Origin of the sequence: Novosphingobium sp. (assembly GCF_032093395.1) — a bacterium.
Classification (GTDB): Bacteria; Pseudomonadota; Alphaproteobacteria; order Sphingomonadales; family Sphingomonadaceae; genus Novosphingobium.
Genome location: NZ_DAMDBA010000086.1, coordinates 1 through 20947, shown reverse-complemented (window position 1 = coordinate 20947; position 20947 = coordinate 1). Strand labels below are relative to the sequence as shown.

General features: G+C 67.9%; 21 protein-coding genes. 8 read left to right on the top strand and 13 right to left on the bottom strand.

Annotated elements, in window-relative coordinates:
- Positions 1–166 precede the first annotated feature (166 nt).
- Positions 167–796 (bottom strand): TetR/AcrR family transcriptional regulator, encoded by a 630-nt coding sequence (locus tag RT424_RS20700; RefSeq protein ID WP_313442101.1) that lies wholly within the window; start codon positions 794–796, stop codon positions 167–169.
- A gap of 290 nt (positions 797–1086) precedes the next feature.
- On the opposite strand from RT424_RS20700, the gene RT424_RS20695 reads away from it, so the two are divergent.
- On the top strand, positions 1087–2007 hold the full coding sequence (locus tag RT424_RS20695; RefSeq protein ID WP_313442099.1) for a hypothetical protein: 921 nt from the start codon (positions 1087–1089) through the stop codon (positions 2005–2007).
- 81 nt (positions 2008–2088) lie between these two features.
- Here the strand turns inward: RT424_RS20695 and RT424_RS20690 are convergent, their stop codons facing one another.
- The 8 genes from RT424_RS20690 to RT424_RS20655 all read right to left on the bottom strand — a co-directional run bounded on the left by RT424_RS20690 (position 2089) and on the right by RT424_RS20655 (position 7903).
- A complete protein-coding gene (locus tag RT424_RS20690) occupies positions 2089–2976 on the bottom strand; it encodes an outer membrane beta-barrel protein (RefSeq protein WP_313442097.1) in 888 nt (295 codons plus the stop codon).
- A 218-nt stretch (positions 2977–3194) separates the two neighbouring features.
- Positions 3195–3587, bottom strand: coding sequence for a DUF202 domain-containing protein (locus tag RT424_RS20685; protein WP_313442095.1), 393 nt, complete (start codon positions 3585–3587; stop codon positions 3195–3197).
- Positions 3587–3982 carry a DUF1622 domain-containing protein gene (locus tag RT424_RS20680; RefSeq protein WP_313442093.1) on the bottom strand — a complete coding sequence of 132 codons (396 nt, stop codon included), beginning with the start codon at positions 3980–3982 and terminating at the stop codon, positions 3587–3589. The genes RT424_RS20685 and RT424_RS20680 overlap by 1 nt, the downstream gene beginning before the upstream one ends.
- Before the next feature lie 106 nt (positions 3983–4088).
- Positions 4089–4679 (bottom strand): DedA family protein, encoded by a 591-nt coding sequence (locus RT424_RS20675; protein ID WP_313442091.1) that lies wholly within the window; start codon positions 4677–4679, stop codon positions 4089–4091.
- A 113-nt stretch (positions 4680–4792) separates the two neighbouring features.
- Entirely contained in the window at positions 4793–5077 is a 285-nt protein-coding gene (locus RT424_RS20670; protein WP_313442089.1) for a hypothetical protein, read from the bottom strand.
- A 198-nt stretch (positions 5078–5275) separates the two neighbouring features.
- Entirely contained in the window at positions 5276–5986 is a 711-nt protein-coding gene (locus tag RT424_RS20665) for a hypothetical protein (protein ID WP_313442087.1), read from the bottom strand.
- A 14-nt stretch (positions 5987–6000) separates the two neighbouring features.
- Positions 6001–6645: a DedA family protein gene (locus tag RT424_RS20660; RefSeq protein ID WP_313442085.1), complete on the bottom strand. Its 645-nt coding sequence runs from the start codon at positions 6643–6645 to the stop codon at positions 6001–6003.
- A gap of 7 nt (positions 6646–6652) precedes the next feature.
- Positions 6653–7903: a glycosyltransferase family 1 protein gene (locus tag RT424_RS20655; RefSeq protein ID WP_313442083.1), complete on the bottom strand. Its 1251-nt coding sequence runs from the start codon at positions 7901–7903 to the stop codon at positions 6653–6655.
- 194 nt (positions 7904–8097) lie between these two features.
- Here RT424_RS20655 and RT424_RS20650 point away from each other — a divergent pair, with 194 nt between their 5' ends.
- Together RT424_RS20650 and RT424_RS20645 are read left to right on the top strand one after the other, a co-directional pair.
- Positions 8098–8790: a response regulator transcription factor gene (locus RT424_RS20650; RefSeq protein WP_313442081.1), complete on the top strand. Its 693-nt coding sequence runs from the start codon at positions 8098–8100 to the stop codon at positions 8788–8790.
- Positions 8790–10157 carry an ATP-binding protein gene (locus tag RT424_RS20645; protein ID WP_313442079.1) on the top strand — a complete coding sequence of 456 codons (1368 nt, stop codon included), beginning with the start codon at positions 8790–8792 and terminating at the stop codon, positions 10155–10157. The genes RT424_RS20650 and RT424_RS20645 overlap by 1 nt, the downstream gene beginning before the upstream one ends.
- A 218-nt stretch (positions 10158–10375) precedes the next feature.
- Here the strand turns inward: RT424_RS20645 and egtD are convergent, their stop codons facing one another.
- From egtD to RT424_RS20625, 4 genes are all read right to left on the bottom strand, one after another.
- On the bottom strand, positions 10376–11386 hold the full coding sequence (gene egtD, locus RT424_RS20640; protein ID WP_313442077.1) for an L-histidine N(alpha)-methyltransferase: 1011 nt from the start codon (positions 11384–11386) through the stop codon (positions 10376–10378).
- A gap of 1 nt (position 11387) precedes the next feature.
- Complete coding sequence (egtB, locus tag RT424_RS20635; protein WP_313442075.1) at positions 11388–12692, bottom strand: ergothioneine biosynthesis protein EgtB; 1305 nt, start codon at positions 12690–12692, stop codon at positions 11388–11390.
- Between the two features lie 136 nt (positions 12693–12828).
- Positions 12829–15102 carry a S9 family peptidase gene (locus RT424_RS20630; protein ID WP_313442073.1) on the bottom strand — a complete coding sequence of 758 codons (2274 nt, stop codon included), beginning with the start codon at positions 15100–15102 and terminating at the stop codon, positions 12829–12831.
- Between the two features lie 112 nt (positions 15103–15214).
- Complete coding sequence (locus tag RT424_RS20625; RefSeq protein WP_313442071.1) at positions 15215–15487, bottom strand: hypothetical protein; 273 nt, start codon at positions 15485–15487, stop codon at positions 15215–15217.
- Between the two features lie 84 nt (positions 15488–15571).
- Between RT424_RS20625 and RT424_RS20620 the strand changes: the two genes are divergently transcribed.
- The 5 genes from RT424_RS20620 (at position 15572) to RT424_RS20600 (ending at position 20841) form a co-directional block, all read left to right on the top strand.
- On the top strand, positions 15572–15907 hold the full coding sequence (locus tag RT424_RS20620) for a hypothetical protein (RefSeq protein ID WP_313442069.1): 336 nt from the start codon (positions 15572–15574) through the stop codon (positions 15905–15907).
- A 168-nt stretch (positions 15908–16075) separates the two neighbouring features.
- Entirely contained in the window at positions 16076–16849 is a 774-nt protein-coding gene (locus tag RT424_RS20615) for a TSUP family transporter (protein ID WP_313442067.1), read from the top strand.
- A gap of 111 nt (positions 16850–16960) precedes the next feature.
- Entirely contained in the window at positions 16961–19405 is a 2445-nt protein-coding gene (locus tag RT424_RS20610) for a hypothetical protein (protein ID WP_313442065.1), read from the top strand.
- Positions 19406–19537: 132 nt separating this feature from the next.
- On the top strand, positions 19538–19936 hold the full coding sequence (locus tag RT424_RS20605; protein WP_313442063.1) for a hypothetical protein: 399 nt from the start codon (positions 19538–19540) through the stop codon (positions 19934–19936).
- 104 nt (positions 19937–20040) lie between these two features.
- Entirely contained in the window at positions 20041–20841 is an 801-nt protein-coding gene (locus RT424_RS20600) for a hypothetical protein (RefSeq protein WP_313442061.1), read from the top strand.
- The last annotated feature ends 106 nt before the right edge of the window (positions 20842–20947 follow it).

Genomic DNA, 20947 nt, shown 5'->3' with positions numbered 1-20947 from the left:
ACATGGCATCACCTTAGCCACGCTCAGAGCTAGGGCAAGGTCAGCTTCCCCCGACGTTCCTCCATAGCGGCCAAAGCTGGGACGGCATGAAAGCCGCCGCTCATTCCTCTCGAGTTGAATGGCCGCAATGGGGCGTAACCGGACTTTCGGAATTTACCCACGCGCCCTAGTCTCCCGCCAGGGTGGAGCCGACGACCAGACGGTGGAGAAGCCGCGCCACGTCCTCCACCGAGTAGTCCTGCTCCGGCTGCGCGAGCCACCAGGAGATGGTCTCGGCGATCAGGCTGGTCGAGCAGATCGTGCCGAGTGTCTTGGGAAGCCAGCTATTGGTGGAAGGCTGGCTTTCGGCGACGATCGTGGCGCGGCGTAGCCATTCCCGGCGCATCGACGGGCCCGCGCCCCCGTTCAGCAGCACCGCCCAGAGGGCGCGATGCTGCTGGACGTAGGCGCAGAGCGCGTGAAAGGCGGTGGCGTCTCCCTGCGCCGTCCTGATCGGCAGGGTCAGGTCCACCAGCGCGTTGATCTGGTCCGTGGCGATATGTTCCAGCAGTTCGTCCTTGCCGGCGTGGTGGCGGAAGAACGTGGCGTAGTGGACCCCGGCCTCGGCGCAGATCTCGCGGACCGATATCTGGTCGAATGCCTTGCTTTCCAGCAAGCGCAGCAGGGCTGCGTGAAGCGCGGCGGCGGAGCGCGTGGCGCGGGCATCCGTGCCGGGCGTTCGGGGTGGTTTGGTTGGATTTCGGAAGGCCGTGGCGGGCGCGGGACTGTCGGCACGGGGGCGGGAACTCTTGCTCATCCCGCCTTCGAGCAGGTCCGGCGGGCCAGTTGCAAGCCTTTTCGCTGGAAAAGCGGCGCAAGATACCCGCCATGGTCGCGGTAGGCAGTGCCGCGAAAGGCGCTTTCCGAGCGGTCTTGCGCGCTTCTCGCAAGGTGGATCGATCGCGCGGGCGCCGTTTTCCCGGCAGGCTCGGGCGCCATGCGGGTTTCTCCTGAAGGAAGGCAAGGTAATGACCGATACCCCCGCCGGTTCAGGCGCGCCATTTTTCCGTGTCCGGGGCCACTTGCCCCCGCGAGGGAGACGAGGCGATGACAGTCCCGGCAAGGAGATCTTGCGAGCGGCCGCCGGTCGCGCCGGCCGATGCCCGGTTGCCCACCGCTCCGCTGTTGCTGCGCGTCCTGCTGCTGCCGGTGATCCTGCCTGCCGTGGTCCTGCTGGCGGGCCTGGTCTGCGCCGAGGCGCGGGCGCAGGAGGCGGAGCCGGTTCCGGCGGGCGGCGCCGCCACGGAAGGGCAGGCGCTGGCGGACCAGCTGGCCAATCCGGTTTCCAACCTGATCTCGGTGCCGCTCCAGTCCAACTACGATTGCTGCTATGGCCCGGACGACGGCGACCGCTACACGCTGAACATCCAGCCCGTGATCCCGCTGGGCCTGTCGAAGGACTGGAACCTCATCACCCGCACGATCCTGCCGGTGATCAGCCAAGAGGAGACGGCGCGCGGCGCAGGAAACGGCGATACGGGGCTGGGCGACACGCTACAGAGCTTCTTCCTCTCACCGAAGCAGGCGAAGAACGGGCTGGTCTGGGGCGTCGGCCCGGCGATCCTCTGGCCCACCGGCAACGCCACTTTCGGGGGCGACAAGTTCGCCGCCGGGCCGACGGCGGTGTTGCTGAAGCAGGGCGGGGGCCTGACTTACGGCTTCCTGGGCAATCACGTCTGGTCCTTTGCGGGCAAGTCTTCCGCGCCGGGCGTGAGCCGCACCTTCCTCCAGCCCTTCATCACCAAGACCCTGCCCGATTCCACCAGCTTCGCGCTCAATACCGAGACGGGCTACGACAGGAAGACCAAGGACTGGACAGTGCCGGTGAACCTTTCCGTCAGCCATGTCGTGAAGTTCGGCAAGCAGCCGGTCAGCCTGGGCGTGGGCGCGCGGTATTACGTGGAGCGGCCCCGCTTCGGCCCGGAATGGGGCGCTCGCTTCGTGATGACGCTGCTGTTCCCCGAATAGAAAGCACGATCAGCCCTGTTGCCACGAAAAAGGCGGCGGACCCGACCGGGGCCGCCGCCTTTTTCGTGACCAAGCCAATCCCTAGAACGAGGCCTGGAGCAGCACGGCGGGGCCGTAGAGCTTGTAGCGCACCCGGCCGTTCCAGCGTTCCTTGTCGATGCCCAGGCGATAGTCGACGTAGCGATAGGCCACGCCCAGCGCGAGGTTCTTCGCCACTGCGTAGTTGGCGCCGACCTGGGCATTGAGCAGCCGGCCGTCGTAGTCGTCGATCTTCAGCGACAGCCAGTCGAACCGGCCGTTCAGCTCTACCCGCGGAGCTACCTTCCAGGTGCCGAAGGCGCCGATCGTGGGCAGCGGGGCAAGGGTGTCGCGGCGGCGCGTTTCGGTCTGTCCGGCCTGTCCGCCCACCGAGGCGAAGCCCGACAGCGAGGTTTCGAAACGGGTGACGTGGGCGCCGATCGCCGCGCCCAGTTCCAGCGTGGGATTCTGCACCAGGGCATAGCCCACCGTCAGCCGGTAGATCTGGCTGTCGAAGCCGCTGCGGACCTGCACATTGGCGGGGTAGACCACGCCGTCGAAAGTGATGTCGCGCTTGAGGCCGGTCTGGCCGTTGCGGTTGAGCTTGTAGAAGTCGGCCCCCACGATCACCTTGCCGAAGCGGGCGCCGCCGCTGAAGGAGGGCAGAATTTCACCCTTGTCGAGCGCGAGATCCTGCTCGAAATCGATGTCGGTGCCGATCTCCGCGCCCGGAGTTGCCGGGGTGGAGGAGCCGATGCGCACGTCGGTGTCGATGCGCGGGAAAAAGGCCATGGCGCTGACCCAGTAGTTGTTGTCCAGCGTCTGCGCGCCCGCCGGGACGCTCAAGGCTGCTGCCGCCGCGCAGGCGCCGCTCAATGCGGCTTTACGGGCTCGGCTAGCGCCGGGGATGGGGCGGCGGGCCGAAACCACATGGGAAATCATGCCTTCCATGGTGTGCTCCTGTGCGATGCGGCCTGACCGGCCGGTTTGGGCGGGCGCGGCAGGCGGCGATGGACATTATCGGGCTTCGGCCTTCCTGCGTCATACCCCTGAGAACATGGGCGAAGGAGCCATTGAAAGCATAGGAGCGCCAGCCAGCCCCGCGTATCGGTACCGCCCCCGAGCAGCCCATCGGGTAAACCCCTAGGGGCAAGGCGGCGACCCCATCGTCATACCAGACGCCCGGCGATGGCGATGAACAACAGCACGCCGGCCAGCGACATGATCACCGCCATCAGCAGGACCGAGCGGCCCAGGCGGAACGGCCCGGCCTGGGCGATCTCGCGCAAGGTCATCCAGTAGCTGGCGGTGCCCAGCAGCATGGAGATGGTGCCCATGGCCGCCAGGAACATGCCGACATGCTGGGGGCTGTCGGTCCGGGCGATCTGCCCATGGTCGGCCAGCGCCTTGAGCAGCTTGTAGATCGTGAAGCCGAAACTCAGCATCGAGAGCGAGGTGCGGATCCAGGCCATCAGCGTGCGGTCCGCCGCCAGCACCGTGCGGATCGCGCCCAAATCGGCGGGCAGGGCAGGTAGGCGGCCGTGATCTTCGCGGAAAGACATCAGGACATCTCCTGCGTTTCAGCCGGCTCGCGTTGGCCTAACCTGGCTTTCGCGCGGCGCTCGGCGCGTTCGCGCAAGCCATCCATGTCGCGGTCGAGGAAGAAGTTGAGCAAGGTCCGCAAGGCGGCGATTGCCGCAAGCTTGCCGATGTCGTTCCAATCGGGGGCGATCGTGGTCTCGACGATATCGGCGGCAAGCTGGAACGATAGCCCCGCCACCAGCCAGCGGCCGAGCGAGAGCCAGACGGGGCCCAGTTCGTCCTCGGTCCCGCCGAACAGCAGCAGTCGGGAAAGCCCGATCGCGCCCTGGATCGCGCCGCAGGCAATGGCCAGCATCGCCAGCAGGTTCACGCCCAGCGCGATATATTCGGCAAGGGCGTGCAGGACGTCTTCCATGGGCAGGCTCCCTTGAACTGGGGAGCAGGATGGTCCTTCGGCAATGCCCATGGCCATCGGGAGAAACCCCGAAAAGCCGCGCTTGCGGCCCGATCGGAGTTTCGCCCTAGGGTATGTTGGGATCCTCCGCCTCGATCGATCGGCGGAGGCGGGCCCGCACCAGCAGGGTAATGGCGGTCGCCACGGCTACGAGCGCGGCGATTGCCAGCGCCAGGTGGCCATGCCGCCTCAGGTGCCCGAAGGCCAGTTCGACCGCGCCGCCGAAGCTGTAGCCGATCCCCCCGATAACGATCCCCCAGACCACTGCCGCCAGGGCATTGAGCAGCACGAAGCGGCGGGCGGGAACGGCCGAAGTGCCGATGGCGATCGGGCTGATCGTCCTGAAGCCGTAGAGGAAGCGGAAGGCGAGGATGAAGCCGGTGGGATAGCGCTCCAGCAGCCGCAGCACGCGCGAGAAGGTGGGCCTCTCGGTAACCTTGCGGACCAGCCTGTGGGTGCGGAAGCGGCGGCCGAGCAGAAAGAACACCTGGTCCGCCACGAAGGAGCCGATGGCGGCGGCGGCCATCACGCCGTGAAGCGGCAGCAGGCCCTGATGCGCGATCAGGCCGCCGGAAAGGACGACCGTCTCCCCCTCCAGCGCCGCTCCCAGGGCGACGGCGGGCAGGCCGAACTGTGCGATCAGGGCTTCTATCGACATTTCGCTTCCGGGGCTCTTCCGGTGGGCGTTTCCGGCAGGAGACCGGGAATCAAGGCAAGGTCAGGAACGGCTGCACGACCCTCGGGTTCCGGCGCGGCGACCTTCCGAAGCGGTCAGAGCTTGTCGTCGACCAGGCGCAGGCGAGTGCCGCCGCCCACGGCGATCGACGAGCCTTCGGGATATTCGATCGTGCCGTCCGGCCGCAGCAGCGCGAACTCGGCGGTATCGACGCTGCCGTTCACGGTGACGGGTGTGGTGGTGGACAGCGGAACCGCCTCTCCCTCCACTTTGAAGGTATCGACGCGCCAGGCCAGCACCTGGTCCATCTCCGCCGGAATCAGCGCGGTTCGGCCGCCGCCGATCCGCGTAGACACGTAGAAACCGTCAGTTGCCGGCATGCATGCCGTAGAAATAAGCTCGTGATCCGTCACGCCGTTCATTCCAGATTGCCCCCGCGTCCCATTCCCGAGCCTGCGCTCGGGGGCGATGACGCTAAGGTTATTGTAGTCGCGCTTACGGCATCCTTACAGGGTGTTTTTCACAAGTTTTTCGCATTTCGGAAACAAAGTGCGGAACGCTTGTCCGCGCATCCCTTCTCAAGAGGAAAGCGTTTCTCCGCTGTCTTCGATCGTTTCGGCGCGGGCCGCGCCATATTGCGCATCCCACGCCGCGAGGTCGGCCTGGTACTGTTCATAGGCGTCGAAGAAGGCACGGAACGGCGCTTCGGCGCTGGCGAGGCCGCCGGGAGCGAACTGTTCGAGCTGCGCGGCGGGCACGTTCTGGAGTGCGCCGGTCAGCTCCAGCGCGGCGCGGCAGAGCGAGGGCACCACCGGGGGCAGGGCGAAGAAGTTGTAGACCTGCGTCTGGTATGCCTCGCGCTCCCGGATGGCCTTGGCGCCGAAGCGGGTGCGGTATTCCTTGTCGAGGTTGCGGTTCGCCGTCGTCAGGGTCTTGGCGTATTTCTTCTGGAACTCCGCATAGCCGGCCAGGATCGGCGCGCCCTGCTCGCCGGTGCAGTTGAGCGCGGCCACGTTGTAGGCGGAGCGCAGGTTCCAGAGCGCCTGTGCGGCGGAAACCTCGCTGTTGACCGTGCGGCGCGCGCCGTCGGCCGTCCGTGCCGGTATCGCCATGTTGGGGGCGGCGCCCTGCGGCGGTAGCGGGCGGGGCGGGATGACGACCACCGGCGGCGGGGGCGGCGGGGCCACCGCCACCTGCGTCGCGCCGCCACATGCCGTCAGCAGCGCCGGAAGGAGGAGGCATCCCGTCTTGCGGAGTGTCGCTGCGATCGTCGTCCTGGCCATTGTCATCGTCCCCTCGCCTGTCATCGTCGAATTCCCGTCCCTGCCCGCCTTCTGCGGCCCAGCAGGCGCGATCCCAGCAGGGTGGCGCCCATGGCCAGCGCCGCGAGCAGCAGCCCGCCAAGAACAAGCCTGCTCTCGTCGATCGCCAGTGCAGCGCCCAGCGGCCCCGTCGCCAGGTATCCCGGCGCGAACATCAGCGGCACCCAGAGGCAGGCGGATGCGATGTTGGCGATCTGGAACGGCCGTTTGGGCATGGCCAGCACGCCCGCCACCAGCGGCACCGTCGCGCGGATCGGGCCGAGGAAGCGGCCCATGAAGATCGCCGCGAAGCCGTACTTGCGGAAGAACAGCCGGGTGCGGGCCACGGCGGCGCGGTGGCGGTTGAGCGGCCAGCGGCGATAGACGCGCGGGCCGATGCGGTTGCCGAAAGCGTAGGATACCCAGTCGCCCAGGATCGATCCGGCCACGGCCCAGAGGAAGATCGGCCAGGCATCCAGCGCCTGCGCGCCGATCAGCCCGCCGATCGCCAGCATGACGGCGGTGGCGGGCACGAACAGGCCGACGATCGCCAGCGACTCCCCGAAGCAGAGCAGGCCCACCACCGGACCGGCCCAGATTCCGTGGGTAGCGACGAAAGCACTGGCTTGGGCGATCACGCTTTCCATGACGTGCCTAGGCTGCGCGCGGGATCGCGCCGCTTTGGTTTTCGGCTTGCGGCGCGGCAAGGCTGCGGCCCAGCACGTCCATGTAGCATTCGAAAACCTGATGCGAGGCGCCGTCCCAGTCGTAGGCCTTGCTGGCCCGGCGCGCGAAGGCGCCCATCGCGGCGCGGCGGCGGTGGTCCCGCACCAGTTCCCGCAGGGCCTCGAACGCGCCGTCCTCGTCGCCCGGCGCGAACAGCGGGCCCGATCCGCTTTCCAGCAGGTTGCGCCCGCTCGGCACGTCCACGCAGACGGTCGGCAGGCCCGAGGCCATGGCTTCCAGCGTGACGTTGCCGAAAGCCTCGGTCGTGCTGGGATTGAGGAACAGGTCGGCCCCGGCGACGGCGCGGCCGAGATCCGCGCCCATCAGGTGCCCGGCGAAGCGCGCCTCCGGCAGCTTGCGCTCCAGCCATTGCCGCTCCGGCCCATCGCCTACTACGAGCGGGCGGACCGGCAGGCCCTCCGCGATCAGGCGGCGGCAGAGTGCGGCGTAAGTGGCGAGGCCCTTTTCCCGGACGAGGCGGCCGAAGTGGAGCACCGCCACTTCGCCGTCCGCGATGCCGATCGCGCGCCGCCACTCGGAGTCGCGGGCAAGCGGCGTGAACTGGTCGCGGTCCACGCCGCGCCCCCACAGGCGCGTGCGCTGGCCAAGGCCGGCTTCCGCGAACTCCCCGGCGATGGCGGGGGTGGGCACCAGCACGCGGTCGGCATTACGGTAGAAGCGCGCGAGGTGGCGCTCCATCGCAGGGCGAACGAGCGCGGCGCCGTAGAAGGCGGCGTATTTCTCGAAGCGGGTGTGCAGGCTGGCGACGACGGGAATGCCTTCCTCCCGCGCCAGGCGCTGGGCGGCGGTGCCGGTCCAGTCGGGCGCGGAGAGGTGGACGATCTCGGGCGCGAATGCCCGCAAGTCGGCACGAAGGCGGCGCGGCAGGCCCAGGCCCAGGCGATAGTCGCCGCGTCCCGGGATCGCCAGCGAGGGCACCGGGACCAGCGTGCCTTCGGGCGCGAAGGCGGGCGTGGCGGATGTCGGGGAATAGACGCGAACGGTGCAGCCGCGCCGCTCCAGATAGCCGACCAGGCGATTGAGCGCCTGGTTGGCGCCGTCGCGCACATAGTTGTAGTTCCCGGAGAACAGGGCGACGCGCGGTCGGCGGGAGGACAGGGGCGCGACTGGCGCGATGTTGCGGCGCGCCGTGCACGCGGACTGGACTTGCGGCTTCATGTCCCGATTTCGATTCTGCGCTGGGCGGCGATGTGCCTGCCGATGCTCGAAGCCGCGCTATTCCGGCTTGGCTTACGGCAACCTTACAGCGCGGCGGCGTGGCGGTTGCGCGCGGGCGGCATCCCCGCGATAGATGCGGACATGACTGCGAGACATTCGAAGGCATTGGCAAAGGCACTGGAGCAGGGCACGCCGTGCGGCTGCTGATCGTCGAAGACAATCCGGAGCTGGCAGAGCTGATCGGGGCGCACTTGCGCGATGCCGGTTTCGGCAACGACATCGTCGGCACCGCCGAGGAAGCGCGCATCCTGGTGGAGGCGGGCAATCATTCGGCGCTGCTGCTGGACCTTGGCCTGCCTGACCAGGACGGCATCGCGCTGTTGCGCTCGTTGCGGGCTGCCGGGCATCTGCTGCCGGTGCTGGTGCTTACCGCGCGCTCGGCGATCGCCGATCGGGTCGCGGGGCTCAACGCAGGGGCGGACGATTACCTGCCCAAGCCTTTCGCCGCCGAGGAACTGATCGCGCGCGTGGCCGCCCTGCTGCGGCGGGCGATGGGCGAGAAGGCCGGCGAGATCGCCTGCGGTCGGCTGCGCTACGATCTCGCCTCGCAAACGGTGCGGGTGGGCTCGCCCGGCGAGGAGGCGGCCATCGTGCTGGCTCCGCGCGAAGTGCAGCTGCTCGACCTGCTGCTGCGCCAGCGCGACAAGGTGGTGCGCAAGACGCAGATCGAATCCGCCTTCTTCGGGCTGGGCGACGAGTTTTCCTCGAACGCCGCCGAAGTCAGCGTCCACCGGCTGCGCAGGCGGCTCCAGGCGCTGGAGGCGGGGGTGGAGATCGTGACGGTGCGGGGGCTGGGCTATCTGCTGCGCGAAGGGGTGGAGGCCTGATGGCGGAAGGCGGGAAAGGCGGGGAAAAGGGGCGGACCCATTCGATCCTGCGGCGCATCCTGCTGCTTCATGCCGCCGCCACGCTGGTTACGGCGGTGCTGGCCGCCTGGGGTGCGATGCTGCTGATCGACAGCACGGGCGACCGGCTGCAACGCCAGATCCTGGACGAATATGCGCAGAAGATGCAGCACGGCCTGCGCCGCAGCGCAGGCGGCTGGACGATCGCCGAGGGGACGGCGGCGGCCCTGCGCGGCGGGGGCTCCAGCTTCAGTTTCTGGATCGAGGACGGGGGGCGCCGCGTCGCGGTGGAGAACTTGCGCGCCGATCCCTCGCTACAGGTGCCGATGCGCGCCCGCACCGCCTATTTCAAGCGGGTGCGCGGGGCTAGAATCTATTCCGGGGTCTCCATGCCGCTGCTGGGAGAGCGCGACAGCTGGCTGGTGATCGTCCAGAACCTCGACCATCCGGACGTCATCTTCGACGATCTGCGCACGCAGATCGCCCTTGTCTGCGGGGGCCTGCTGGCGGTGTTCCTGATCGGGCTGCTGGCGGTGGACGCGGCGATCGTGCGCCAGTCGCTGGCGCCGCTGAAGCGCGCCTCGCGCGAGGTGGCGCAAGTCTCCCCCTATCAGTTGCAGCAGCGCGTCGACACTTCCGGCATGCCGGAGGAAGTCCTGCCGCTGCTCCATGCCATCAATGCCGCGCTCGACCGCGTGGAGGAAGCCTACCGGATCGAGCGGGACTTCGCGGCGGATGCGGCGCACGAACTGCGCACGCCGCTATCGATCCTGCGGCTGCTGGTGGAGCAGGGCGGTTCGCCGGAAGCCGCCCCGCGTCTGCAACGCCAGATCGACGCGCTGGAAGCCATGGTCGAGCGGCTTTTGCTGCTTGCCGAAGTGGATGCCATGGCCTGCGATCCCGGCGAAGTGACCGATCTTCGCGCTTTGGCCGAGGAAAGGGTCGCCGCCATTGCGCCGCTGTTCCTTGCGCGCGGGCAGGATATCGAGATCGTCGGCACCGCGCGCGCACTGGTCTTCGCGCCGCACCACCTGGCCGCGCGCGCGCTCGATTCCCTGTTGGAAAACGCCATGAAGCACACGCCCGCCGGGACGCGGGTGGTAGTGAGCGTCGATCCCTGCGGCGAGATCGGCGTAGCGGATGACGGGCCTGGCGTGCCCGAGGAAGGCGCCGAGCTTTTCGCCCGCTTCGCTTCCGTCCGGCGCGATTTCCAGCGCAGTTCGGGGCTGGGCCTCGCCATCGCCAGCGAGCTGATGGCGCGGACCGGCGGCAACCTCGAAGTGGCGCGCAACACGCCGCAGGGGGCGGTGTTCCGGATGCGGTTTCACCCGGTGCCTGGGAACGGGTGAGGGTGAGCGGCTTATCGGTGGCACCGGCGCCACGTCCTCAGGGTCGTCATCCTGAACTTGGTTCAGGATCCATCGGGCAGCTCTGAACGAACGGCTGCGATGTAGGCCGTGGTGTCGGTTTGCCGATCGCAGCACCGCGCTTTCGGCCAAATGGATCCTGAACCAAGTTCAGGATGACGAGCTTTTTGGGGAGCTGGAGCTGGAGCGGGGCCGCCCCCTTAAGCCTCCTGCTCGATGTCGGCCCGCGCCAGGATCAGCGAGAAATCGCCTTGCGGATCGGTCCAGTGTTCGGTTTCGCGCCAGCCACCGGCGGCAAGCAGGACGCGCATTTCGCCGGGGAGGTACTTGTGGCAGTTCTCGGTGTGGATGGTTTCGCCGCCCTCCATCCGGAACGGGTGTCCGTCCACTTCGAAGCGGATGGCGCGGCGGGCTTGCAGGTGCATCTCGATCCGCCCGGCCTCGGGATTCCACCGCGCGAGATGGCGGAACTCGCCCACCGGGATCGAGCCGCCCAGTTCGCGGTTGATGCGCTGGAGCAGGTTGAGGTTGAACAGCGCCGTCACCCCGCCCGCGTCGTCGTAGGCGGCGACCAGGCGGGCGGGATCCTTCGCCCGGTCCATGCCGATCAGCAGGTGCGCGCCTTCGCCCAGAGTTTCGCGCATGGAGCGCAGCAGGTCCACCGCTGCCACGGGAGTGAGGTTGCCGATCGTGGAGCCGGGGAAGAACCCCAGCATCGGGCGCGCCTCTTCGCCATGAGGCAGTGACTGCGGCAGGGGCAGCTTCACCGGGTTCATGAAATTGGCTTCCACCGGCACGATGCGCAGGGCCGGGAACAGGCCCTGGAGCGCGGCGCAGGCTTCGTCCAGGAACTCGCCGCAGATATCGATCGGCACGTAGGTGGCGCGCGGCATGGCCCTCAGCAACGTACGCGTCTTGATCGAACTGCCCGAGCCGAATTCCACCACTGTCGCTTCGGCGCCGACCCGCTCCGCCACAGCGGCGCTGTGCGCCTGGAGCAGCGCGGCCTCGGTGCGGGTGGGGTAGTATTCCGGGACTTGCGTGATCGCCTCGAACAGCTGCGATCCGCGCATGTCGTAGAACCACCGCGCGGGAACCGACTTCTGCGGCTGGGACAGGCCCTGCAGCACGTCGGCGCGGAAAGCGGGATCGGGCTGGAAAGGGGCGGGGACAGGCGAGGTCTCTTCGGGGCGGGGGGCCGTGAAATACATGTCAGAGGCTCCTTGCGAGGCGAAGGCCGGTGAACTGCCAGCGCTGATGGGGATGGAAGAAGTTGCGGTAGGACGCGCGCAGGTGGCCACGCGGGGTGGCGCAGCTGCCGCCGCGCAGCACGAACTGGCCGGACATGAACTTGCCGTTGTATTCGCCCACCGCGCCTGCCGCCGGGCGGTAGCCGGGCCAGGGGCGATAGGCCGAGCCGGTCCATTCCCAGACATTGCCGTAGAGCGAGGCGAAGCCATCCACTTCGGCTTCCGCGCGCGGAGCGACGGCTTCCGCACGGTCCAGCTGTACGCCGCCTGAGGAATCGCGCGGCGCGGCGGCGGCTTCCCATTCCTGCTCGGTGGGCAGGCGCGCGCCCGCCCAGCTGGCGAAGGCATCGGCCTCGTAGAACGAGATGTGCGTCACCGGCGCCTCGGGATCGACCGGCTGCCAGCCCGATAGCGTGAACTGTTCCCACTCCCGCCCGCCGCCGCGCCAGTAGAGCGGAGCGGCGACGGTTTCGCGGCGCACCCAGTCCCATCCGTCCGAAAGCCAGAGCGCGGCGGTGCCATAGCCCTGATCGGCGATGAACTCGATCCATTCGGCATTGGTGACGGGGCGGTTGGCCAGGGCATGGCGGGGCAGCCAGGCGGGATGGCGCGGCAGTTCGTTGTCGAACGCGAAAGTCGCTCCCGGACCGGCGCCGATTTCGGACAGCCCTTCGGCCCCCTCGATCCAGCGCAGCGGCGCGCTCCGGCCGGACGGCGCTAGCGAAGAGATCGCATAGGCCGGGCCAAGCGGGTTGCGGGAAAACAGGTGCTTGATGTCGGTCAGCAGCAGTTCCTGATGCTGCTGTTCGTGCTGGATGCCCAGTTCCACCAGATCGCCGTGCCGCTCCAGCAAGGCGGGCAGCGCGGCGGTGAGGGCCTCTTCGACATGGTCGCGGTAGGCCAGGACTTCGGCCATCGTCGGGCGCGTGAGCAGGCCCCGTTCGGGCCGGGCGAGCCGCTCGCCCTCGGCCTCGTAATAGCTGTTGAACAGGAACGGCCAGCGCCCGTCGTGGAGACGGTAGCCGGGTACGTGATCGCGCAGCAAAAACGTTTCGAAGAACCAGGTGGTGTGCGCCAGATGCCACTTGGCCGGCGAGGCATCGGGCATGGACTGGACGGCGGTATCGGCCTCGTTCAACTCCGCCACCAGATCGCGGCTCAGGCGGCGGGTATGGAGAAAGCGGTCAGAAAGCGACGGGAACGCGACCGGCGAGGACAACGGGGCCGGTGACGGCTGGACGTCCGCGTGGCTGAACTGTTGCTTCATGGCCTTTCCTCCCGCTACCCGCGTGGGCACACGCCTCCCCGGCCTTGCCTGTGGGCAGGGCCGGGCACCAAACCTGCAAAGGTATGGCTAGGTAGTGCTCGGGAGGCCGGGAGGTTCCGCAGACCTCTAAAAAGGCCTATTTGGGCGGGGTCACGCCGTGACGGTTCAGGAAGCCGAAGATCGTATCCCAGACGTGCTTGCTGATCATCGGTCCCTTCACCGCATGGGTATGGCCGGGATAGAGCATCATCTCGAACGGCACGGCCTGGGCCTGGAGCTTCGAGATCAGCACGGTGCTGTTCTCGAACACCACGTTGTCGTCCGACATGCCGTGGATCAGCAGCAGCGGATCGCTGATCCTGGCCGCGTCCTCGATCGCGTCGGAGGCCTTGTAGGCGTCGGGCACCTGACGCGGATCGCCCATGTAGCGTTCGGTGTAGTGGGTGTCGTAAAGCTCCCACTTCGTCACCGGCGCGCCCGCGATGCCCGCCGCATAGAGGCCCTGGTCGGCCTGGAGCATCTTCAGCGTCATGTAGCCGCCGTAGGACCAGCCATAAGTGGCGATCTTCTTCGGATCCACGAAGTCCAGCGTCTTGAGGTACTCGGCCCCGGCGCGCTGGTCGGCCACTTCGACGGTGCCCATCTTGTGGCGGATCTGGCTTTCGAACTTCACGCCGCGATTGGGGCTGCCGCGGTTGTCGAGGCGGAAGTAAATATAGCCCTTGTCGACGATGGCCTGGGGCAGCGCGCCCAGCCATTGCCGCGCTACCTGCTGGCTATGCGGGCCGCCGTAGTGTTCGAAGAACACCGGATAGCGCTTGCCGGGTTCCATCTTCGGCGTGATCATCAGCCAGTTGAGGTCGCTGCCGTCCTCGGCCTTGACCGTGCCGTAAGTGGGCGTGCGATGGCTGGCGAGGTAGGGCGCATAGGGATGCGCGGCGTCCAGGCGGTTTTCCTCCACCCAGGCCAGGCGCTTGCCATCGGCATCGGCCAGGTAGCTCTGCGAAGGCTGGTCGGGCGAACTGCGGGTGATCACCAGCGTGCGCCCGTCCTTGTTGGCGACGGCGGCATTGACCCAGCCCGTCTCGGTCAGCCGCTGCGGCGTGCCGGGATGCGCAAGGTCGATGGCATAGAGCTGGGGCGAGAGCACGTCGTCCCGGGTGCCGGTGAACAGCACCCGCCCGCGCGCCTCGTCCACCGAAACCAGCTTCGTCACGGCCCAGTCGCCCGAAGTGAGCTGGCGCCACCGGCCATCGGCGAAGTGGTAGAGATGGCCGAAACCATCGCGCTCCGACCACCAGACCAGGCTACCGTCCTTGAGGAAGCGATAGTTGCCGGACAGGTTCACCCAGCTTTCCGGCGCCGCCGTTTCGGTGAACAGCACGCGGCTGCTACCGGTGGCGGGATCGACCGCGAGCATGTCTATCCGGGTCTGCGCGCGGTCCTGCCGCTGCACGTAGAGCGTCTTGCCGTCGCGCGCCCAATTGACGCGGGCCACGTAGATGTCGGTGTCCTTGCCGAGATCGACCTGCACCTTGCCGCTGCCGTCGGGCTTCATCACGAAAAGCGAGACGAGCACGTTGGGCGTGCCTGCGGCCGGGTAGCGCTGCTCGTAAGTGCGGGTGCCTTCGGCGCCGATCGCCGCGCGCGTCACGATCTTCACCGGCGCCTCGTCATAGCGCTCCACGGCGATGCGGCTTTCGTCGGGCGACCACCAGTAGCCCGCCATGCGGTCCATCTCTTCCTGGGCGACGAATTCCGCCTCTCCCCAGTGGACGGTGCTGCTGCTCTCCTTCGGCGTCACCGGCTTCTGCGCGCCCTGTTCGAGCGAGCCGACCCAGAGCCGCTGCTCGCGCACGAAGGACAGGTACTTGCCGCCGGGGCTGAGCGCGGCGTTCAGTTCGTCTTCCGGGGAATCGGTGAGGCGGCGCACCGAGCCGTCCAGACCGGCCAGATAGAGATCGCCGTCGAGCGGGACGATGATCGCGCGGCCGTCGTCGCTCCAGTCATAGGCGACGATGCCCTTGAGATCGCCCACGCGCTTGCGCTCGCGCTGCATCTTCTCGGCTTCGGAAAGCTCGCGGGCCGAACCCAGCTTCAGCGAATCCACCAGCATCCGCCATTCGCCGCTCTCGCGGTCGTAGCCCCACAGGTCGTAGCGCTGGCGATCCTCGCTGCGGTTGCGCAGCAGGGTGAGATAGCGGCCGTCGGGCGAGATCTTCACGTCGCGCGGCTGTGGCCCGTCGAGCGAGGGACTGGCGAAGACGCGCTGGAAGTCGAGACTCGCGGCGGTTGGTGCCGGCGTGTTTTGGGTCAAGGGAGCGGCCTCTGCGGAAAGGGAAACGACGGGAAATACGAAAGCGGCGACGGGGGCGCACAGGGCGGCGAGCAGCATGGAGATTCTGGACATCGGCTCAACGACTAGCGGCAATGCGCGCGCGCTTCAATCGTGCTGGCGCCGTGCCGATCGCGAGGGTTTCAGGGGGCTGCGGAGGTTTCCCTCGGGAAACATCACGGCCCGTTCAGGACCCGGGCGACTCGGCGCTTTCCTCCAGTTCGGCGATCTCGAAAACGAAACTTTTCCAGCCTCGCATCCGCACCGCGTCCTGCGTGGCGGCGCGCTTCTTCTTCGCTTCCGCCAGCGAGCGGACATGGCCCCAAAAGACCTCGGTCTTGCCGTTTTCCAGCTCGGCGACGATCCGCCAGTAATGGGTGAAGGGATCGGCGGTCGGCCCGATCGTCTTCACATAGCCGTCCGGCATCCTTGCGGTGAGGTATCGTTTCTTTCTGGCCATGGACCGGCGCATAGGATGTCGCGGTGGCAATGTCAGCCGGAGCGCGTTAGGGGCGTGGCGATTATAGGCAGTTCAGGCAGAGACATGGCTCGCAAGCACCCCAAGCACGGCCCCTGGGAAGATCCCGTCGAAGAGGAAGAGGCGCCCCCGCCGGTGCCGTGCTGGCTCTGCGCACGGCCGACCGGGCAGACCATCGTGTGGCATCACCCGGTGCCCAAGAGCCGGGGCGGGCGCGACGTGGTGCCGATGCATCCGATCTGCCAGCAGACCCTGATCGCCAACTTCACCAATTCCGAACTCCAGCGCCACGGCATGGATGTGGAGGGCCTGCTGCTCAATCCCAACGTGCGCAAGTTCGTGGACTGGGTGGCGAAGAAGGATCCCGACTTCACGGCGACGATCACCAAGAAGCAGCGCTGACGCTCTTTGGATAATGCCCCCAGGGGCATTATCGTTGCGGCACCGGCCCTCTCCCCCACCCTGCCACCCGCAGGATACGACCGTGGGGTGGCAGGGTGGGGGAGAGGGCCGGTGCCGCAACATTCGCCATTCCGCGAATTTCGAACGAACTCCCAATAGGCCCGGTCCATGGAACTCTCCGTCGAAGCCCTGTCCTTCCTGATCGCCATCGCCTTCGCGGCGGGAACGATCGATGCCCTGGCCGGGGGCGGCGGGCTGCTGACGATTCCGGCGCTGCTCACCGTTGGCGTGCCGCCGATCGCCGCGCTTGCCACCAACAAGTTGCAGGCCATGATCGGCACCGGCTCCGCCGTGCTCGCGTACTTTCGTGCCGGGCGGATCGACTTGCGGACGTTCGCGATGCCTGCGGCGGGGGCCTTTGCCGGAGCGGTGCTGGGGGCCACTGCCGTCCAGCATGTCGATCCCGGCTTCCTGACCGCGGTGGTGCCGCTGCTGCTGATCGCCATGGGCTTTTACTTCCTGTTGGCGCCGCCGATGAGCGAAGTGGACCGCCACGCCCGTCTCGGCCGCTGGGGGCTGACCGCGGTATGCGCGGGGATCGGCTTCTACGACGGCTTCTTCGGGCCGGGCACCGGATCGTTCCTCACCACGGCGCTGGTCGCGCTGGGCGGGCTGGGGCTGGTCCGCGCGATCGCCAATACCAAGTTCATCAACCTCGCGACCAATGTGGCCGGTCTTTCAGCAATGGTGGCCGGGGGCAAAGTGCTGTGGCTGCTCGGCCTGAGCATGGCGGCGGCCAACGTCGCGGGGAACCAGCTGGGTGCCTGGCTGGCGATCCGCTTCGGTGGACGCGGGGTGCGGCCCTTGCTGGTGGTCATGTCTTTCGCCTTGACCATCAAGCTGCTGTCCGATCCCGCCAATCCGCTCTGGCGCCTTTTCTGAGGGGTGAACCGTCCGAGCGCTCTTGGCACGGAAGGACCGGACGTGAATAAATCCGCGCGCCAATACCGATAGTCAGGCAACCGACAGGATGGACGCGCTTTGCCGATCAGCATGAAGGACCATGATTCGCGATTTCGCACCGGCGCCGTGCTGGCCGCCGTGCTGCTGGCGCCGTTGCCCGCTCTGGCCGATCCCGCACCGTTCGAACTGACCGGCCCGGACCTGCGGATAGAGGTAACGCGCGGGCAGCAGACCCTGCCGATCGCGCAAGTGCCTAGTCTGGCAGAGGGTGACAAGCTGTCCATCCACGCCGCCTTGCCCGAGAATCAGAGGCCGGACGGCGGTGACGACGATGGCGGCCAGAAGTTCCTGCTCACTTCGGCCTTCCTGCGGGGGGCCACGAATCCGCCGCCCAAGGACTGGGTGCAGACTGCCAGCACCTGGAAGAAGAAGGACAAGGACAAGGCGCTTTCCCTGACCGTGCCCAAGGGCGCGCGCCAGCTGGTGCTGCTGATGGTGCCCGATACCGGCGGAGCGGAAGGCGTGCTGCTGGACGCTGTGCGCGGCAAGCCCGGCGAATTCGTGCGCGCCAGCCAGGATCTCAATCAGGCCTCGCTAGACCATTCGCGGCTGGTCGCCTTCATGGCGGCGATCAAGGCACAGGACAACACCGCGCCGGAGTACCTGCGCACGGTCGCCCCGGTGCTGGCGCGCAGCCTGTCGATCAAGCTGAACGACGAATGCCTGTCGCGGGTGGTGGAGATGCAGGCGTCCTGCCTGTTGCAGAACCGGGAAACGCTGGTGCTGAGCGACGTCCACTCCAGTTCGCTAGCGGATACGCTGACGGGAACGCCCACCGACCTGGCCCTGCAACTGAGCGCCACGCGCGAGGCGGGCGGAGGCTATTACAGCGCCTACATCGCCGTGGCGCGGGACATTGCGAAGATCTTCGGCGCCTTCAACAACCCGCAGTTCAATTATCTGCCCACGCTTGCGCAGCGCCGGGAAGAGACGATGTCGCTGCTGCTCAACGCCGCGCCTTCGTTCCAGAAGCCCAAGTCGGTCATGGTCGCCGCGCTGCCCGCCGTGGAAGCGGACATTCCTCCGCAATTGCGCAGCACCGCCAAGGGGCCGGTCTGCGTGGCCCGCCCCGGCGCGGTGCTGGGCGTGGAAGGGGCGCCGCTGATCTATTCCACGGCCTTTGCGCATGACATGAAGGTCAAGCTCACCAATGCCTCGGGCCAGACCATCGACGTTCCGGTGATCCCCCGCGCCGACCAGGGCGGCTACAGGATCGCGCCCGAGGAACTGCCGAGCGCCTTTGCCGGATCGATGCGCGCCCAGCTCCACGGCACTTGGGGCTTCGCGCCGTTTTCCGGCCCCGACTTCCTCCTGCAACGGCCCGATGGCACCGCCTGGAAAGTCGCGGGAGAGGCCGATGCGCTGGTGATCGGCCGCGACAATGCGGTCGTCCTGGAAGGTGCTGCTCCCTCCTGCGTCGAAGATGTGCTGCTGCGGCAGGGCAACGGCGCGCCCCGGCCGCTCGACTGGAAGGTGCAGGACGGCAACCGGCTGGCCGTGACCGTGCCGCTCAAAGGCGTCGGCCCCGGCGAGGTGCGCGTGGAAGTGCGCTATCAGGGCGCCAAGGGCGCGGAGACGGTCATGCTGCGCGCCCGTGCCGAGGCAAGCCGGATCGACGGGTTCGAACTTCATGCCGGGGACAGCCAGGGCGTGCTCACCGGGCAGCGTCTGGACCAGGTGCAGTCGCTGACCCTGGGCGAGGTGGAATACCGTCCGGACGGCCTGACCCGCGAGGATGCGATGGACCGGCTGCGGCTCACCGCCAAACCCAACGAGAAGGCGCAGACTCAGGCACCGGAGCAGGGTGCTTCGGGCAAGGCGGTGGTGCGCCTGGCGGACGGTCGCAGCGTGACGCTGCCGGTACGCGTCGGCGCGCCGAGGCCGCAGGCGGTGCTGCTGAACCGCACCGTCTATCCCGGCCCCGCAACACCCGGCACCCGCGTGCTGGAACTGGGCGCGGGCGAACTGCTGCCCGACAACGGCGAACTGGTCTTCTCGATAAAGGCCGCTCCCGATGCGGGGTTCGACGCGCGCGACATGATCGAAGTGGCGGGCGGCGAGGGGCGGGGAACCGTGCGTCTCTCGGCCGGCAAGGGCCTGACGCTGGAAAGCCGGCAAGTGCTCGTCGCCCGCCTCAAGGCCGCCGACCTGCCGCCCGGCGTGTTCGGCCCGCTACGCTTCCGGCTGGTGGGCGGCGACATGACCGGCGACTGGACCCCGCTCACGACGCTGGCCCGCCTGCCGCGCATCGAAAACCTTGCCTGCGGGAATGAGGAAGCCAAGCCTTGCACCCTGACCGGGCGGGATCTGTTCCTGATCGAGGCGGTGGCTGCCGACGCGGCTTTCGCCAGCCCCGTCGCGGTGCCACCCGGCTTCACCGGCTCCAGCCTCGGCGTGCCGCGCCCGGCGGCGGGCAAGCTCTACTTGCGCCTGCGGGACGCGCCGCAGACGCCGGTGGTGCTGCCCCAGCCCTGAAGACGGCTCCCTGAAGACGGCGCCCTGAAGACGGGGCTGAAGACGGCGCCTTCTCAATTCGTTAGCTATTGGGATCTAAGCTCTCCCGCGAACGCGAATGAGGCGGCGCGCATCGATATGGACTTGTCCCGGATGATGGAACGTGGCGACGCCTGGAAAGGCAAGCCGGCAACCGAAGCGGCGCTCATGGTGACGATCCGCGCGGTGACGATCGGCGTCGTGGCGGCGCGTGACGATGCCTGCGGTCTGGACATTGCCGGAACGGTGCGGGGCGAAGGGCCGTTCGGCGCCTGGGGCTGCGAAGGCGCGGACGTGGCGATCGCGGTGAACGCGCCGGGAACGGCCTTTCGCCGGGGCGTGCTCGGGCAGGGCAGGCTCTACGACGACCGGGTCGAGCTGGACCTGATGCTGGAGGGCCCTGAAGCACAGGCGCTCGCGGCCGATCTCGATGGGCAGGGGCGGGTGCTGCTCCTGCACGGCGAGCCGATCGGGGAGCGTCTGTTTCGCGTCACCGGCTACGAGGTCGCCTGAAGGGGGTAGCCCACCACTCGCAATAGCCGCTCGCGTACGGGAACGACGGGCTATCCTGATGCCGGTGCCTTGATGAGGGAGCGGTGCATGAACGGGGCTGTTCTGTGAAAGGCGCGGTCGATCGCCTGCTGAAGCCGCTGGGGCTTCAGGCCCGGACGCAGGATCCCGGCCCCTACTGGCCCCGCCGCCGCACCGATCGGATCCACCACCCCTTTCTGTTTCTGCTCACCCCGCCCGGCGCGGGAAGCACCGCGATCGCCCGGCACCTTGCCGAGCGGGCGGACGTGGCCGGGCTGACCCCCAGCTTCGAGGGCCAGCGGCTGGTGCGCGGGCTGATGGACGTGGACCAATGGTGCGAGCGCAAGTTCGTGGACTACGAAGCCGTGCTCGGCGTCTGGAGCGCGCGTATCGCCGAGGCGGAGCATAGCCGCAGCCGGGCCTTTTTCCTGGAGAAGAGCCCGCCTCACCTGGTCCGTCACGAGACGCTGTTCGCCCATTTCGCGGAATACCGCGTCGCGGTGTCCAATCGCGCGCCGCTCACGGCGGTGGATGCGCAGCTCAAGCGCTACCACCTGCCCGGCTACCGCGGCGTCCCCCGCGACCGCGTGGTGCGCGACCTCGCGCGGCTGTGGATCTGGCGCAGCACGCTGCTCCGCACGGCGATCGAGCGCCACGGCTATCCCCTCGTCACCTACGAACGTTTCCGCCGCGATCCCGATGCGATCCTCGGCGCTTTCGGGCTGGAGACGGACCGCGATGCAGGCAGCGCCCACATGGCAACCGCTGAAGAGGAAGCCCCGGCACAAGTCTTGATGCTCTCCACCGGCGAACGCCGGATCGTGACGGAAACGGTGGCCGAGGCGCCGGACCTGCTGGCGTTCTTCGGCTATGCGGGGGGGAGCTGACTATGCCGATCGGGGGAATGGGGCGCGGTTTGCATAGTGTCCGGTTTCGTCGGTGGGTTCAACGGGTGGAGGCAACACAAGCTTGAAAGCGCTCTGCGGGTGTTTG

Excerpts from the sequence above, each read along its gene's own strand:
- RT424_RS20655 (WP_313442083.1), bottom strand. The coding sequence starts at position 7,903 with ATGAAGCCGCAAGTCCAGTCCGCGTGCACGGCGCGCCGCAACATCGCG.
- RT424_RS20700 (WP_313442101.1), bottom strand. The coding sequence starts at position 796 with ATGAGCAAGAGTTCCCGCCCCCGTGCCGACAGTCCCGCGCCCGCCACG.
- RT424_RS20685 (WP_313442095.1), bottom strand. The coding sequence starts at position 3,587 with ATGTCTTTCCGCGAAGATCACGGCCGCCTACCTGCCCTGCCCGCCGAT.
- RT424_RS20625 (WP_313442071.1), bottom strand. The coding sequence starts at position 15,487 with ATGGCCAGAAAGAAACGATACCTCACCGCAAGGATGCCGGACGGCTAT.
- RT424_RS20645 (WP_313442079.1), top strand. The coding sequence starts at position 8,790 with ATGGCGGAAGGCGGGAAAGGCGGGGAAAAGGGGCGGACCCATTCGATC.
- RT424_RS20610 (WP_313442065.1), top strand. The coding sequence starts at position 16,961 with ATGAAGGACCATGATTCGCGATTTCGCACCGGCGCCGTGCTGGCCGCC.
- egtD (WP_313442077.1), bottom strand. The coding sequence starts at position 11,386 with ATGTATTTCACGGCCCCCCGCCCCGAAGAGACCTCGCCTGTCCCCGCC.
- RT424_RS20660 (WP_313442085.1), bottom strand. The coding sequence starts at position 6,645 with ATGGAAAGCGTGATCGCCCAAGCCAGTGCTTTCGTCGCTACCCACGGA.
- RT424_RS20605 (WP_313442063.1), top strand. The coding sequence starts at position 19,538 with ATGATGGAACGTGGCGACGCCTGGAAAGGCAAGCCGGCAACCGAAGCG.
- RT424_RS20630 (WP_313442073.1), bottom strand. The coding sequence starts at position 15,102 with ATGTCCAGAATCTCCATGCTGCTCGCCGCCCTGTGCGCCCCCGTCGCC.
- RT424_RS20680 (WP_313442093.1), bottom strand. The coding sequence starts at position 3,982 with ATGGAAGACGTCCTGCACGCCCTTGCCGAATATATCGCGCTGGGCGTG.
- RT424_RS20615 (WP_313442067.1), top strand. The coding sequence starts at position 16,076 with ATGGAACTCTCCGTCGAAGCCCTGTCCTTCCTGATCGCCATCGCCTTC.
- RT424_RS20620 (WP_313442069.1), top strand. The coding sequence starts at position 15,572 with ATGGCTCGCAAGCACCCCAAGCACGGCCCCTGGGAAGATCCCGTCGAA.
- RT424_RS20675 (WP_313442091.1), bottom strand. The coding sequence starts at position 4,679 with ATGTCGATAGAAGCCCTGATCGCACAGTTCGGCCTGCCCGCCGTCGCC.
- egtB (WP_313442075.1), bottom strand. The coding sequence starts at position 12,692 with ATGAAGCAACAGTTCAGCCACGCGGACGTCCAGCCGTCACCGGCCCCG.
- RT424_RS20665 (WP_313442087.1), bottom strand. The coding sequence starts at position 5,986 with ATGACAATGGCCAGGACGACGATCGCAGCGACACTCCGCAAGACGGGA.
- RT424_RS20695 (WP_313442099.1), top strand. The coding sequence starts at position 1,087 with ATGACAGTCCCGGCAAGGAGATCTTGCGAGCGGCCGCCGGTCGCGCCG.
- RT424_RS20690 (WP_313442097.1), bottom strand. The coding sequence starts at position 2,976 with ATGGAAGGCATGATTTCCCATGTGGTTTCGGCCCGCCGCCCCATCCCC.
- RT424_RS20670 (WP_313442089.1), bottom strand. The coding sequence starts at position 5,077 with ATGCCGGCAACTGACGGTTTCTACGTGTCTACGCGGATCGGCGGCGGC.